The sequence below is a fragment of the Ulvibacterium marinum genome, from assembly GCF_003626755.1.
Lineage (GTDB): Bacteria > Bacteroidota > Bacteroidia > Flavobacteriales > Flavobacteriaceae > Ulvibacterium > Ulvibacterium marinum.
Genome location: NZ_RBCJ01000002.1, coordinates 1,207,916 through 1,222,460, shown reverse-complemented (window position 1 = coordinate 1,222,460; position 14,545 = coordinate 1,207,916). Strand labels below are relative to the sequence as shown.

The window sequence follows — 14,545 nt, the reverse complement described above, 5'->3', positions numbered from 1 at the left end:
GATATGAAGAATATTGGAATTTGGATGGATAAGGAAAAGGCACATATTGTAGTGTGTACGGAACATGGTGAAAAATTGAGCACACTTCAGTCCAATGTGGAGTTTTATAACCCTAAAGGAGGCTCTAGGTCCAAGACCCGTTGGGGTCCCCAGGATGTAGTACAGGACAGTAAATACTTGGAAAGGGAAAAACACCAGCTTAAGGCCTACTTTAAAAAATTGGTCAAAATGATAACGGATGCAGATGCCCTGGCCATTTTTGGTCCGGCCGAAACAGGAGAAAAATTTGAAAAAGAACTTTTGGAAAGGTATCCCAAGTTAGCCTCGAAGGTTAAAACGGTGACCCGGTCGGATAGCATGACGGATAATCAAGTAAAGGCTTTGATCCGGGATTTTTTTAATAAGGACAAAGGTTAAGAATAGCTTGTTATGAAAACGGGAAAAACCAAAGTTAAAAGCAATCCACTGAAGAAGAATACAAAAATGGAGGAACTACATAGGGCTTCCCAACAATGGAAATCTATGTTACGATTCATAGAAGACGAAATGATTTTTATAGACCGATTGTTGAACTCCTATGTTTTTGAACCGGATACCCCTAATCTTTTTGAACGGTTACAGAACTATCTAAATCGGATGAAAAAATCAAAATCGAAAAAAAGTCGGATTGAACGTAACATTTTGAATCACGAAAGTGATCTTGGGGGAATACTGGAATGCAAGGACGGCATTACTGATAAGGAATATTGCCAAAGCCATAATAAATTAGGGTTTGAGGTTATGGGTTTTGTAAACGAATTTCAAGTCCTAAAGTCAGAAATCTTTAATTATGCCGGAGGTATTCTTAAAAAACGAAGACCCCATTCAGGGACATCGTAGTTTTACCAAAAGAATACCTTATTAATTGATATTTGGGCCTTTTGGTATGACAATCACATTTTAATAGAGCAGTGCATTTAGTAGATAAATAGGTCTGACTGATTATAATCATTTCAAATAATTATCGATGCCAATAACTTAGGGAGTAGAATAAGTAGTAACCCAAAAAACAAGAAGCTATGTCACTTATTGAATTCACAAAAAACCGATGGCCATGGAACTACGGTTTAACCGATTTCCTGGAACGAGAACATTTTTTTAATGATGATTTCTTCAATTTGGAAAAATCATCTCCCGCAATCAATATAAAAGAGCACGAGGATAATTTTGAAATTGAATTGTCCTCTCCCGGATTTGACAAAAAGGACTTTGAGATTTCGTTGAAAGACCATGTTTTGGAAATATCCGCCGAAAAGGAAAAAGAAGAAACCGGGAAGGATAATGGGTATGCCTGTAAAGAGTTCAATTACCGTTCGTTTAGACGAGCTTTACAATTACCTAAAACCGTTGATGAGTCCAAGGATATTAGGGCCTCTTATAAAAGCGGAATTCTAAGGTTAAATCTTCAAAAGAAGGAAGATACCGATCAGAAGCCTAAAAAGATGATTGAGGTTGTTTAACCTCTTATTTAAAGCGGTGAATAGCACTGTCCCTGTTTACCGCTTTTTAAGACTACGGATATGAATACACAACAAAGAACATATAAATATATAAAGTGGATCAGTCCACAGGAAATGCACGAGGTTTCACTATCCTGGTTTTCAGCGTTAAGTTTTGTACGGGATGAGCAACTGTTTCTGAACGATTTGGTGAAGTCCTATACCTTACAGTTAACGGATACGGATGTCTTTGAGCGGAGTAGGCGAATAATTTCTGCAATTTCAAAGGCCGAAAAAGAAGTGGTTGTTTTGCTCAAGAAGGTGCAGGCGCATGAGAACCAGTTGGAAATAATGGTAGACGATATAGATCAGCCTAAAATGGAAAAGGCCTATAGAGATACTCATCGCGATTTGGTAACGGAAATAGAGGGTTACTTACGCGAATACAGAAGCCTAAAAAGTAGCTTGTTCCAACTTATCACACAAGTAATGAAAAAAGAGAAACGCAAACGGTTGCTTAATTAATCCTATATAAATCAACTAAACTATGAAAAAGTTATTTCTACTTTTTTTGTTGGCTTTGATCGGTTGTTCTTCTACACAATTGGTCAGTAATTGGAAAAACCCGGATATTGTTTTGTTCCATGCCTATAAGGTGCTTATTGTGGGTATGGCTCCTAGTGAGGAAGCAAGGGTGGCTTTCGAGAGCAGGATGCAAAAGGAATTTGAAAAAAGAGGGATAGAATCCGTACGAAGCCTAGATCTATTTGATGTAGAGTTTACAGCTTCGGCACAATCCGAGGAAGAAATTTTAAGAGTGGAGCAACAACTTCTAGATAAGGACTTTGATGCCATATTGTTCAACAAGGTAGTAGGGTCCCAGGACAAGCACACTTTCAGAAAGAAGATAAAGGGCATAAACCAGCTTTTCCAAACTTTTTCTGATGATTATAAGGGCCATCAGGACATATATTACGACGAGGATTATTACGATGGATTTACCGTATATCATGCGGAAACCTCATTATTTTGTATTTGTGTTGATAAGGAAATGGAATTGATTTGGAGAGGAGCCATAGATATAACAGACCCTACCAATATGGAAAAAACCATCAACGATTATGTGAAATTGGTAATTCTGGCGATGGAAGAGCAGGACCTTATTTTCTATAAAGGCTCAAAGAATGAAGTTACCGGTCTTTAGCACCAAGGATTTTGAACGGGGATTATGGGGGAAAAGTAAATAAAAAAGTTCTTATGTAGCCTTGTCTTTTTTAAGGAATCGGAGGGCTGAAGAACCCATATGCCATGGCATAGTTTTAATTCATAACAAAGGACTGAAAATTTTAGCGGCACCCTCTTTAAGCCGCTCGGTCAGAGGTCTTTTTCTAAATTCATTATAATCAATTTCACTACTTATTTCACAGTCCCGGATAAAATCCTTTTTTAGTTCGCATGCCATAGCCTCCCCATACGTCAAAACATTGATTTCATAGTTTTGCTCAAAACTTCTAACGTCCAGATTTGCAGTTCCAATGGAGGTTAACCGGTCATCGGAAATAATAACCTTGCTATGCAGGAACCCCTCGGGATAAAGATAGATTTTTACTCCCGCCCTTAACATATCCTCAAAGTAAGAGCGTACGCTCCATTTTACCAACCGGCTATCCGATTTACTGGATAAAAGCAAACGTACATCTACACCCGCCAGGGCACATACCTGTAACGCCTCCAATAAAGCTTCTCCTGGAACGATGTACGGGTTAATAATATAAACATATTGCTTAGCCGAATTGACTATGGAAAAATAAAGCTGCCGTACTGAAGCAAAATCCGAATCCGGCCCACTGGCAACTACTTGAGCAAATGACTGGCCAACCGGCGTTTCTTCTAAAAAATGTTCTGCGGAAAGGACATCCTCCTTGCCACTGGCAAAACACCAATCCATGGCAAAGACCGCTTGCAGACTCCTTACCAAGGGACCTTCTATCATCAAATGCGTATCCAGCCACATGCCCAGATCAGGGTCGCCTTTTATGTATTTGTCCGAAATATTAATTCCGCCCGTAAAACCTATGCTACCGTCCACTACCACAATTTTTCTATGATTTCTATAGTTGAGGGAGGATAGGAATTTACCGAACCGCATAGGTAAAAAGCCGGCCACTTCTATTCCTGAACTTTCCAGTGATTGTATAAAGGCCCGACTCAATTCCCAGCTTCCGAAGCCATCATATAGAAAGCGTACTTTGATTCCTTCCTTTACCTTGCGCTTCAGCAGTTGCAGAAAATTGTCCGCCAATTCGCCCTCTTCAAAAATATAGTATTGGATATGGATGTATTTCTTTGCGTTTTCCAAAGCATCAAAAATAGCTGTATACGTAGAGGGCCCATTCTTTAATGGAAGGAGGGCATTGCCTGCACTAGGGAGAAACTTTGAGCTTTTGGTTAGGAGTTTTACCAATTTAACCTGCTCCCTTACATGTTCGGGGAGAACCTTTTCCTCATCCAATTTCCGATAGTAATCGTCAACTTTGTTAAGGTATTCGGATATTCCGGGAGTCTTCTTCAATTCGAAAAACTTGTTTTTTCTTTTATTCCTTCCTAAAACAAAGTAGAATAGGATACCACCCACCGGAATAGTAAATATGGCCAATAACCAAGCTAGGGTCTTGGTAGGCCTGGCACCATTTACCAATAACCCCATAACCAGAATAATAGCCGTAAGAAAATATAATACCAGTAGTATGGTCAAAAACATGAAACCGCTTGTTGGAAGGTGTTAAGGTAGACAATGCCGCCCATTAATGCCTATGATTATAGTCATTTTGGGCAAGACATCGCCCAGAATAACTTTTCATAAATTAAGTGTAAGGTTTTTTGCAAAAAACCTACTTTTGTCCTAGGTAAATTTAAGATAAGGATTTTTGATTATGTCGGAGAAAATAGAAAGATTAAAAACAGTAATAATAGGTTCTGGACCTGCAGGCTATACCGCTGCTATTTATGCGGCTAGGGCAGATTTAAAACCAGTTATGTATACAGGCATGGAACCTGGAGGGCAATTGACCACAACTACTGAAGTGGACAATTTTCCGGGATATCCTGAAGGAATAGATGGACCTACTATGATGGTTCAATTGCAACAACAGGCCGAGCGTTTTGGTACGGAGGTACGCATAGGAATGGTCACAGCGGTGGAATTGAGCGACGAAACAGGTGGCATCCACAAATTGACCATAGATAGCGACAAGGTAATTGAAGCGGAGACCGTAATCATTTCTACAGGAGCTTCGGCCAAATACCTTAACCTTCCCAGTGAGCAGCGTTTACGAGGTGGAGGTGTTTCCGCCTGCGCGGTGTGTGATGGGTTCTTTTATAAAGGGCAAGACGTGGCTATAGTAGGCGGGGGTGACACCGCTGCCGAGGAGGCTTCCTATTTGGCCAATATCTGTAATAAGGTTACCATGTTGATACGAAAGGATCATATGAGGGCCTCGAAGGCCATGCAACATCGGGTAAATAGCTTAAAGAATATTGATGTTCGTTATAACACGGAAATCGATGAGGTTTTGGGTGACCAGGTTGTGGAAGGTCTTCGTATGGTAAACAACCAGACCGGAAAAAAGGAAGAAATAGCCATCACAGGTCTATTTATTGCCATAGGCCATACACCGAATACGGGTATTTTTAAAGGGCAATTGGATATGGACGAAACAGGTTATATCCTTACCAAAGGGAAATCTACCAAAACTAATAAACCTGGGGTTTTTGCTAGTGGTGACGCCCAGGACAAGGAATATAGGCAGGCGGTAACCGCTGCAGGTACGGGTTGTATGGCAGCTTTGGATGCCGAGCGCTATCTGGCTACGGTCGAGACTCCGGAAGAAGTAGTCTAGGAACGTTTTATTTTGTAATTATAGTGCAAAGGCCGCTGTTTAAACAGCGGCCTTTGCAACTTTTTGAACTTTGGTGAAATCAATCAATACGTTGATAGTTTTCTGAAAACGTTCGATTTCCGTCCTCATCGAAGGATATCTGGCTATAGGAATTGGGATGTAATTGAAGTTCAAACTTGAACACTTCAATAGTATCCACAACACCCATCATTATCTTGGAGCCATATTCCAAGCGTTCCTGTAATGTATCCATGGTATTGCTATAGGTACCAAAACCAAACCACTCATTGGGATCGTCCGGAGAATAGCGGGTCCACATTACTTTTCCTTTGCTATAGATTTTTACCTGCCTGTATCCATTGAGATTTGGAATGGTGTCGGATACGTTTATGCCATCATAATTAAAACGGTTAATGAGTTCCCAAGTTCCTTCCAAAGAGGGTTCCGATTCTTGTTCGGATGTTGTCATGTGGGTAGCGGATACCAAGAACAACATCAAAAAAATTAAGGTGAGTAACTTTTTCATGGTTGTGTTCTTTAATGTTAGTGATTATTCAGTGTATCAAAAGTTACGAATTTTTTTGTTAAATTCATAATATCAACACCCTAATAATGCGAAATCATCAGCGTTTTGAAGAATGGAAAATCAACTGGATTTGTAGGCGTTGATCAAGGCCGCCAAGCTTAAAATATCCGATTTGGTATGATGGGCACTTAGAACAATCCTACTCTTAAGTCCTGCATGTTCGTTTGGATAGTTAAAATCGGTTACAATGACACCTTGCTTATAAAGGTAATCCGTGAACGTGTGATCGGAATAGCTAAAGGCTGAGTGTCCTTGCATGAAATTAAAGCGTTTCTTATCCCTTAAACCATTTAAAAAAGAAGCTCTATTTTTTGCAAGAGATTTTCTCTTATCGGAATATAGTTCACCGCTTTCCAGTAAGGTTGCCAGGTATGCCGGAGCTGCCGGACTGGCACCACCAAAAAAAGGGGTTTGCAGCAATTGTTCCATTCTATTGTCCGTAGCAAATATAGCCCCCGCCTGTATGCCAAAACCCTTTCCCAATGAAGTGCAGACAATCAATTCCTTAGGCCCCAAGGATTTTAGGGTTCCAAAAACACCGCCACCATTGGACCCCACAACACCGATTCCGTGGGAATCGTCGGCTATTAAGATTACCTTTTCCAAAGGAAGTTGTTTTAGTCCTTCAAAGTCGGGGTAGTGGGCCCCGGAAAAATCTATGGAATCCAAGAGAACTACAGGAGTGCTTTTGCTTTTTCCTTCCAAATGTTCCCGAACAGCAATATTTAGCGAAGCGAAGGTTACCGCCTGTTTGATATTGGTAGCCAAATGTAAAGCGGAGTGGGTGTTGGGCGCATAGAAGAGTTTGTATTTTGAAGTATTGAAATATTGGGCTACAAATTGCCCTGCCAGATAGCCTGATGACAAAGTAACACAGGTCTCGCTGCCCGCAAGATGAGCTAGGTGTTCCTCAGCCTTTTTATAAATGGAAAAACGAATGTTGGAATTACGGGATGCACCATAATTAGTCCCGTATTTTTTTATGTTCTTAATTAATGTGTCTTGGAATTTCTCATCTGTTTGCAAACCTAAATAGGAAGTCCCTCCAAAATAGAGGTAGTTCTTGCCCTTTATGGTTATTTCGCGCCCAGGGAAGTTGTCAATATAATGTGCCATTACTTCAGGGTTATTCCGCTTCCGGGCAGGTCTGGGAAAACCACGTTTCCCCCTTCTTCAATTTTTATACCCTCTGCAATATCCTGTTTTAGAAGTAGGGCACCATCCATATCTACATAATCCAATTGTGGTAATAGCTGGGCAATGGCGGAAATGCCTACAGTAGATTCGGTCATACAGCCTACCATAGTTTTAAGCCCCAAATCACGAGCTTTTTTCAACATCCGTAGGGCAGGGGTAAGGCCCCCGCACTTGGTCAATTTAATATTAATGCCATTAAAGTGAAGGGCGCACTTTTCCACATCGGCTTCCACAATACAACTTTCATCAGCTATTATGGGGAGGACACTTTTGTGCATTACGCGTTCCATACCCTCCCAATCGTCCGCTTTTAAGGGTTGCTCCAAAAATTCTACGCCCAGATCTTTAAGTTGGGGAGCATTATAAATGGTTTCTTCCGCGGTCCAAGCGCAATTGGCATCGATTCTAAAAACAGCATTGGTATGCTTACGGAGTTCCTTTACAATGTTCACGTCATTATCGGTACCCAACTTTATTTTATAAATGGGCCATGGCCGTTCCCTCATTTTGGCTACCATCGTATCAATTTCTGCAAGGCCTATGGTGTAATTGGTAATGGGATAAGGCTCGGGCTTTGTTCCCCAAATTTCATACAATGGTTTTTCAAGTAGTTTCCCATAAAGGTCATGTGCGGCCAGATCTAAGGCGCAAATAGCAAAATTGCTCAATTCTTTTTCGGTCAAGAATTGGTGAAATTCCTGAGGTGTTTTAAAATCAAAGGATTCGATTTCGTTTTTTATCCTTTCAATTTCCGCCATCATACGCTCTACCGTAATTTGATAATAGGGATTGGAAGTAGCCTCACCGTACCCTATTTTTCCATCCTTGGTCAAAGAAACGATTAGGGTGTCCTGAAAATCATGGGATTCACGGGAGATGCTAAATGTATGCTTTAGCGGTAATACGTATTTTTTTAAATGAAGCTGCACGGATATTCAATTTATACGAATATAGGGAAACACGGTAGATGTATGCAATAGCGTTTTCTAATAAAGATTTTGGGGAAGGCCCTTCCCGAACCGGTGTATAATCCAAACAAAACTGTTGTAAATTAGAATATTAACCTATATGGACCACACAAATTAAGGATTTTACTTACATAAGATGTTGTTTTACAACATAAGTAATATAATCACTTTCGTTCTTTCTATGTTTATTGTCCTAAATCGATGAAAAGCGTATAACACCCATGGAATACCCACCTATGATCTCCACTTTCAAAGAATTCAGTTTTGTATTTCTATTCTTGTTACTCCTGTCCCTGCCGTTGCGTAGCCAGACCACTGCTGTGGCACCTATAGGCTCCGGTACCGAAGCGGATCCCTACCAAATTTCTACCCTTGGTCATTTATCATGGATTGCACAGACTCCAACCGCCATGGATAAGCATTTTATACAAACATCGAATATTAATGCGTTCGAAACTCAATTTTGGGATGATTCGGATGATAATATTGATGGTGATTTATTCAATGACGATAATGATGCTAACAGTACAGGCACTAACCAAGGGTTTTCGCCTATTGGTGTAGATGCCAATAGGTTTAGTGGCATTTATGATGGTAACGGACATCTAATTACAGATTTATACATCAACAGGCCAACCATGAACTTTGTTGGTTTTATTGGTTACAATCAGTCTGGAAGTGAGTTGAAAAAGTTGGGGTTACAAGATGTCGATATTGTGGGGTCAAATGTAACCGGTAGTTTGGTAGGAAGAAATTTAGGTACCATAAATCAATGTTATAGCACAGGTGCTGTTGCCGCACCAATTTTATTGGGAGGAATTACCGGGGCCAATTATGGATCGATTAACAATAGTTATTCTAGGGTAGTTACAACGGGTAATGGTACTCAAGGAGGTTTGAGTGGGGAAAATGCAAATAATAATATAACCTATAGCTACAGTACAGGGGAAGTAAGAAGTTCTGGGTTTTCGGGAGGTTTGAATGGATATGTAGATTTCGGACCTTATTCTCTAAGTACATCTTTCTGGGATACCGAAACATCCAATAAATCTACAAGCCAAGGCGGAGTGGGTAAAACTACGGCCGAAATGAAACAAGAAATCACGTTTACTACCGTGGGCTGGGATTTTACCGATATTTGGAAAATTGACAACATCAACAATGATGGTTATCCATACCTACAATGGCAACAATTTGACCCTATAGTTAGAACCGATCAAATTAGTGAAAGAACATCTACTACGGTAATAGCCAACGGTAATCTTCTCAACCTGGATAACCCAAATATCAACGAATACGGTTTTGCGTGGTCTACGACCGAAAACACCACTATTGCGGACAATAAAACAGTGATTACAGATGCCATTGCCCTAGGAGAATTTAGTGCTAATATTACCGGCCTTACGGAGAATACCACCTATTATCTCCGAGCTTATGCGGGCGATGGAACCGATGCCTTCTATGGTGAAGAAATCAGTTTTAGTACGGATGTCACTGCACCCTCGCCGAGTCTACAAAACGTGTCGGATATGGTCAACGGCCCTTTTGTTTTAGAGCTTGTGTTCGACGAGCCCATAACCGATTTGGCCCCGAATCCAGTTGAAGTAGCACCAGCTATTAATGGTAGGGGTACGGCAACATTGGGTGAATTGATTACCATAACCGAAGGATTGGAGTATACCCTTGAAGTAACGCCAACAGTAGAAGGAGAGCTTATATTTTTTAACGAGTTTATAGGAATGGCACGTGATCTGGCTGGTAACGACAGTAATCCATTGGTGGAAATATCCGTTATTTATGACGCCACTAGACCAATTCTGAACATACACAATCCACAGACGGAGGTGAACGGACTATTTACATTGCAGTTGCAATCAAATGAACCTATAACCCAATTGGCACCATCCCCTATATTGGTCAACTTGGATGCTTTTGGGAATCCAATGGCCTCCTTGGGAACCTTGGTGGAAGTTGTAGAAGGACGGGAATATACGCTGGAAGTAACACCGCTTATTGAGGGGGAGTTACAGTTTTTTAATGACAATATAGATGTAGCTCGGGATTTGGCTGGAAACCCCAGCCTTCCCATAGAAACTGTGTTGATACAATATATCGATTTGGATAGGGATAACGATGGGGTACCGAACACTATGGACCAATGTGCCAATACAACTTCGGGAGCTCAGGTAAATCCATGGGGCTGCGAAACTATATCCCTATCATCTGATAATTTTATGGTGGAGGCCATTGGCACCTCATGTATTGGAATGGCCAACGGAGCCATAGCCATTTCCGCCAAAAATCAGGATTTTGACTACCGTACCATTGTTAATGGGGAAGAGGTTTTTGTGCTGACTTCCAGTACGTATAGCCAAACGCTTCACGGACTGGAGAAAGGAATATATGAAGTTTGTTTCCGTATTGCAGAAAAGGAAGGATATGAGCAATGTTTTGAAGTAGCTGTAACCGAACCACAGTCATTACAGGCCATTAGCAGCATGGATATTGGAAATAAACGATTATCCTTAAGCCTGATGGGGAGCGGATCCTACAATGTTACACTCAATGGGGATATGAACGTTTATACCGAGCAAGAGCTTTCCTTGACCTTAAAAGCAGGTATGAACACATTAAAAGTGAATACCGGGTTGGATTGCCAAGGCGTTTATGAAGAGGAAATTTTTGTATCCGAAGCACCTACATTTTATCCAAACCCTACCCCTGGCCCTTTGTCAATTATTGTACCCGGCACCGATTTGGAAATTGCAATACGGATAACCATGGTTGATGGTAGTCTAGTTCAAGAAAGCAGTTATGGAATTACGGGTGATAGACATATTGGATTAAATCTTGAAAACCTTTCCCCAGCCGTTTACATGGTTTATCTGGAAGGCAAAACATTGAAACATTCCTTTAAAATACTAAAACAATAAAAATGAAAAAATCCGCTATATATCTTGTATGCGTACTGTTGACTTTACAGTGTTCCAAAAACGATGATACACTTTCCTCTGAAGCTAATAAGGTTATGTTGAAAGCCGTAGAACTCAATGTTCCGGAAAAGGATAAAGTGTGTGAGGATGGGGTTTCTATTTCGAAGACAGAAAGCGAAGTATTTTTTTCATGGCAAAAGTTGGAAAATGCAGAAAACTATGATTTGAATGTTCAGAATTTGAATACCCAAAAAGAAATCTTGATTTCCGATATTTCGGAAACCTCTACCAAAGTGGTTTTGGAAAAAGGCCTACCATTTTCATGGACCATAACCGCAAAATCATCCAATGCCGTCGAGAATTCGCTAAGTGAAAATTGGAAATTTTATTTGGCGGGTAATGGTACGGCCAATTATGCGCCTTTTCCCTCGGAGCAAATGTCCCCGGTAAACGGGGGTTCAGTTACTCCGGAAAGTGGGCAAATAGAACTAAAATGGTCCGGTAGTGATACGGATAATGACACCCTGGCCTATACCCTCTTTTTGGATACGGTAGATGGCAAACAGGAACCACCGGAAGAATGGCAGGAAATGACCACTACTGGGATAATGGTAGATGTTGATCCGGACACGGTTTACTATTGGCGGATAAAAGCCACCGATGGTATACATAGTAGCTATTCAGAAACATGGACTTTTACAATACCGTAAACGGGTTTAACAAAAAATCCTGTATAGATAAACCTACTTTTTACAAAAGCAAAACTCCCGACGGATATCCGTCGGGGGTTTTGTTTCAGGTTATCCCTAGGTTCAATCCCGCTTAGTAATGCTCCCCGATAAGTTTTTTTTGCTCTGTACGGAGGCCTGTCCGGAATAGGATATATTCCCGCCACTACTGGCATCCGCGGTAAGGGATTCCGACACGCTAACACTTAGATTGCCACCACTACTGGCATCTGCATGGCAGGTTTTGGTATCCAATTGCCTGGCATTAATATTACCACCGCTACTAACATCGATATAGGCAACTTTAGCCTCTCCTAATAAATTGAGGTTAGCTCCGCTACTGGCATCAATGTCTACGTCACCGGCCACAAATTCTACATTTAAATTTGATCCGCTGCTGGAATCTATTTCCAATTTATCCGTTTCCACGGTATTTTTTGTATTTAGATGTGCTCCGCTGGAACTTTTTAAGGCAGTAACTTCAGGAAGGGAAACATAGATTTTTTTGGTGGCCCTACCAATATTCTCAATAGCATGGACCCGTAGTCTTCCATTTTTAATATCCGTACCGATCAGGTCTATTATGTTCTCATCGGCCTCTACCGTGATTTCAAAATCGTCCGCTTGGGTTACATATACATGTAGACCTTCGGATGCGGAAATTTCCGTAAAATCCTCCCTTACTGTACGGTTTTCTTCTACTACGATTCCGTTGCCTTTTTTGCCCGGCCCAAAATCCCCGAGGTTAATATCAAAGGCACAGGATGATAAAAAGAGCGTAACTAAAAATGCAATTGTAATTTTAACTAGTGTTGTCATGATTGTTGTTTTAGATTGATGTAAAATTCGTTCTTATGCTGTATTGTTACCTATTTATTCTACTGAACTGTGCTATTGGCGTTCCAAACTGTCGTTAACAACGGTTGAACTAATCCTTTGTTATTGTTTTTTTTGTGGTGACCCCGTCTTCCTCAATTTTCATTTCAAAGCTGTTGCCGTCACCGTCGATATTAATATCCACCTTATCATTGTCCCCATCACTTGCCTTCATTTTTACACCGTCTTCATTGACTTTTAATTTGAAGGACTCCCCATCCTCCTCAATATTGATGTCTATGCCATCTCCATTGATAATAATTTTATTTTCACCATTTTCACTGGTTTCTTCGTTTAGCTCCTCGGGGCAGTCCAAACAGTTCAACTCCCCATTTCGAGCCATTTTCCAGGTGTAATCGCTCATATCACATCCATTAAGGTCGCGATTGTTGTCTGCCCTTAAGGTCCAACAACGACCATTGTCCTTTTCATAGTTGATAACGGTACCGACGGGAATGAACAGTTCTACCCTTACCTCCTGGTCCTTGAATTTGTTATCGCGGGCGGTCGTCAGGTAATTGTCCAAAATAAGGTTGTTGCCCTCCATACGATAATCGTATTCTATTTTTTCCGCAGTTCCCCTGGCCTCATTAAAAGATGATCCATTCGCTTCCTTACGCATTTTTAATTGTATGACGGAATCTTTGGATTTTTTTATGGTAAAACGCACGTCCTCCGAAAGTAAGACTTCCTCGCCTTGATCATTATAGATGAGGTGCATATCATCCATACGGATATGTCTTCCTTGGTCGATAAGTTCGGAGGACAGAATGGTAATATTCAAAGTATCCGCAGGGCTGTCTATATAAAAAGTATCCTCTACCGTAGTACTTCCGGAATAGGCGTGGGCCGCTGCCTGCCGTACCCCAAAGATGATAAGCATAATAATTGAAATCAGCCACAATCCCAACAGGGTAAATTTGGCGACATTTCCAATGGACTTAAGGTTAGTGACCAAAATCTTGAGTCCCAAATAGAGTAGGAAGAAGAACGGAATACCAATGGCAAAAAACACCAATAAGGACATAAGCCACACAGGGACACTGCTAGAATTTACAATGTTATAAAAGTCTATTCCAGGGATATGGACTACATCGGCGATACCAACGGTCAACAGGCCTATAAACAACCCTATAATTGTTGCCGCGCCAACTATAATCAATATGATCCCAATGAATTTCGCAATAATCTTAAAAAAGAAAAGAACAATGTCCCCCAAAGTATCAAAAAAAGTCTTTCCACCGCTCTTTACCTGGTTCCCTACCTTTTCATAATCCACACTTTTTACCTTCTCGGCAACATCCTCGAACCCTTCCTTTACCTTGCGTTCTATATTGCTGATATTGATGGCCTCGCCTCGCATATCCAATTTTTGGGCGGTGCTGGCGGCTTCGGGAATCAATATCCATAACAGGCCATAGATAAGAATGAAACCTCCCCCGGAACCTATGGTAAGGAATATCCAAAGAAGACGTATCCATAAGGGATCAATGCCCAAATAATGTCCCAAACCAGAGGATACGCCAGCCACATATTTCTGTTCGGTATCCCGATATAGTTTTTTTACGCGCCTTGGTTCGGTCTTGGGGCTTGGTTCGTCCTCAAAAATATCCTCATCTACCATGTAGTCTTCGGGCTGTCCCATTATGGTAATAACCTCGTCTACTTGTGTTTGAGTGATGACCTGGCGCTCATTTTCCATTTTTTCTTGGAAAAGTTCGGCTATTCTTGCTTCAATATCGGCTAGAATTTCATCGCTCCCCGGTGTATTGGCAAAGGAACGTTTTATGGCCTCTAGATAACGGCGCATTTTGTTGTACGCATCTTCATCAATATGAAAAAGTATATTGGCGAGATTTATATTTACTGTCTTGTTCATT

General features: G+C 40.9%; 14 protein-coding genes. 8 read left to right on the top strand and 6 right to left on the bottom strand.

Translation table 11 applies throughout. The features are described 5' to 3' along the window. The first annotated feature begins 3 nt into the window (after positions 1-3). The 5 genes from D7Z94_RS12605 (at position 4) to D7Z94_RS12585 (ending at position 2,682) form a co-directional block, all read left to right on the top strand. Complete coding sequence (locus tag D7Z94_RS12605; RefSeq protein WP_120711883.1) at positions 4-417, top strand: hypothetical protein; 414 nt, start codon at positions 4-6, stop codon at positions 415-417. Positions 418-429: 12 nt separating this feature from the next. Beyond that, positions 430-879, top strand: a complete 450-nt coding sequence (locus D7Z94_RS12600) for a hypothetical protein (protein ID WP_120711882.1) — start codon at positions 430-432, stop codon at positions 877-879. 179 nt (positions 880-1,058) lie between these two features. After that, positions 1,059-1,499: an Hsp20/alpha crystallin family protein gene (locus D7Z94_RS12595; protein WP_120711881.1), complete on the top strand. Its 441-nt coding sequence runs from the start codon at positions 1,059-1,061 to the stop codon at positions 1,497-1,499. Between the two features lie 60 nt (positions 1,500-1,559). Next, positions 1,560-2,003: a hypothetical protein gene (locus D7Z94_RS12590; protein ID WP_120711880.1), complete on the top strand. Its 444-nt coding sequence runs from the start codon at positions 1,560-1,562 to the stop codon at positions 2,001-2,003. A gap of 22 nt (positions 2,004-2,025) precedes the next feature. Beyond that, a complete protein-coding gene (locus D7Z94_RS12585) occupies positions 2,026-2,682 on the top strand; it encodes a hypothetical protein (RefSeq protein WP_120711879.1) in 657 nt (218 codons plus the stop codon). Between the two features lie 120 nt (positions 2,683-2,802). Here D7Z94_RS12585 and cls read toward each other — a convergent pair whose 3' ends face one another. Next, positions 2,803-4,239: a cardiolipin synthase gene (gene cls, locus D7Z94_RS12580; RefSeq protein WP_120711878.1), complete on the bottom strand. Its 1,437-nt coding sequence runs from the start codon at positions 4,237-4,239 to the stop codon at positions 2,803-2,805. A 172-nt stretch (positions 4,240-4,411) separates the two neighbouring features. Between cls and trxB the strand changes: the two genes are divergently transcribed. Continuing rightward, a complete protein-coding gene (gene trxB, locus D7Z94_RS12575; protein ID WP_120711877.1) occupies positions 4,412-5,377 on the top strand; it encodes a thioredoxin-disulfide reductase in 966 nt (321 codons plus the stop codon). A 79-nt stretch (positions 5,378-5,456) separates the two neighbouring features. Here trxB and D7Z94_RS12570 read toward each other — a convergent pair whose 3' ends face one another. From D7Z94_RS12570 to D7Z94_RS12560, 3 genes are all read right to left on the bottom strand, one after another. Continuing rightward, entirely contained in the window at positions 5,457-5,903 is a 447-nt protein-coding gene (locus D7Z94_RS12570) for a hypothetical protein (RefSeq protein WP_120711876.1), read from the bottom strand. A 120-nt stretch (positions 5,904-6,023) separates the two neighbouring features. Further along, positions 6,024-7,079 (bottom strand): aminotransferase class I/II-fold pyridoxal phosphate-dependent enzyme, encoded by a 1,056-nt coding sequence (locus D7Z94_RS12565; protein WP_120711875.1) that lies wholly within the window; start codon positions 7,077-7,079, stop codon positions 6,024-6,026. Beyond that, positions 7,079-8,089, bottom strand: a complete 1,011-nt coding sequence (locus D7Z94_RS12560) for a dipeptide epimerase (RefSeq protein ID WP_120711874.1) — start codon at positions 8,087-8,089, stop codon at positions 7,079-7,081. Before D7Z94_RS12560 ends, D7Z94_RS12565 begins: the two co-directional genes overlap by 1 nt. 275 nt (positions 8,090-8,364) lie before the next feature. Here D7Z94_RS12560 and D7Z94_RS12555 point away from each other — a divergent pair, with 275 nt between their 5' ends. Together D7Z94_RS12555 and D7Z94_RS12550 are read left to right on the top strand one after the other, a co-directional pair. Then, positions 8,365-11,061 (top strand): T9SS type A sorting domain-containing protein, encoded by a 2,697-nt coding sequence (locus tag D7Z94_RS12555; protein WP_147415882.1) that lies wholly within the window; start codon positions 8,365-8,367, stop codon positions 11,059-11,061. 2 nt (positions 11,062-11,063) lie between these two features. Continuing rightward, positions 11,064-11,771, top strand: a complete 708-nt coding sequence (locus D7Z94_RS12550; protein WP_120711872.1) for a hypothetical protein — start codon at positions 11,064-11,066, stop codon at positions 11,769-11,771. Between the two features lie 102 nt (positions 11,772-11,873). Here D7Z94_RS12550 and D7Z94_RS12545 read toward each other — a convergent pair whose 3' ends face one another. Continuing rightward, positions 11,874-12,608, bottom strand: a complete 735-nt coding sequence (locus D7Z94_RS12545; RefSeq protein ID WP_120711871.1) for a head GIN domain-containing protein — start codon at positions 12,606-12,608, stop codon at positions 11,874-11,876. Between the two features lie 109 nt (positions 12,609-12,717). Continuing rightward, positions 12,718-14,544 carry a PspC domain-containing protein gene (locus D7Z94_RS12540; RefSeq protein WP_120711870.1) on the bottom strand — a complete coding sequence of 609 codons (1,827 nt, stop codon included), beginning with the start codon at positions 14,542-14,544 and terminating at the stop codon, positions 12,718-12,720. Position 14,545 lies beyond the last annotated feature (1 nt).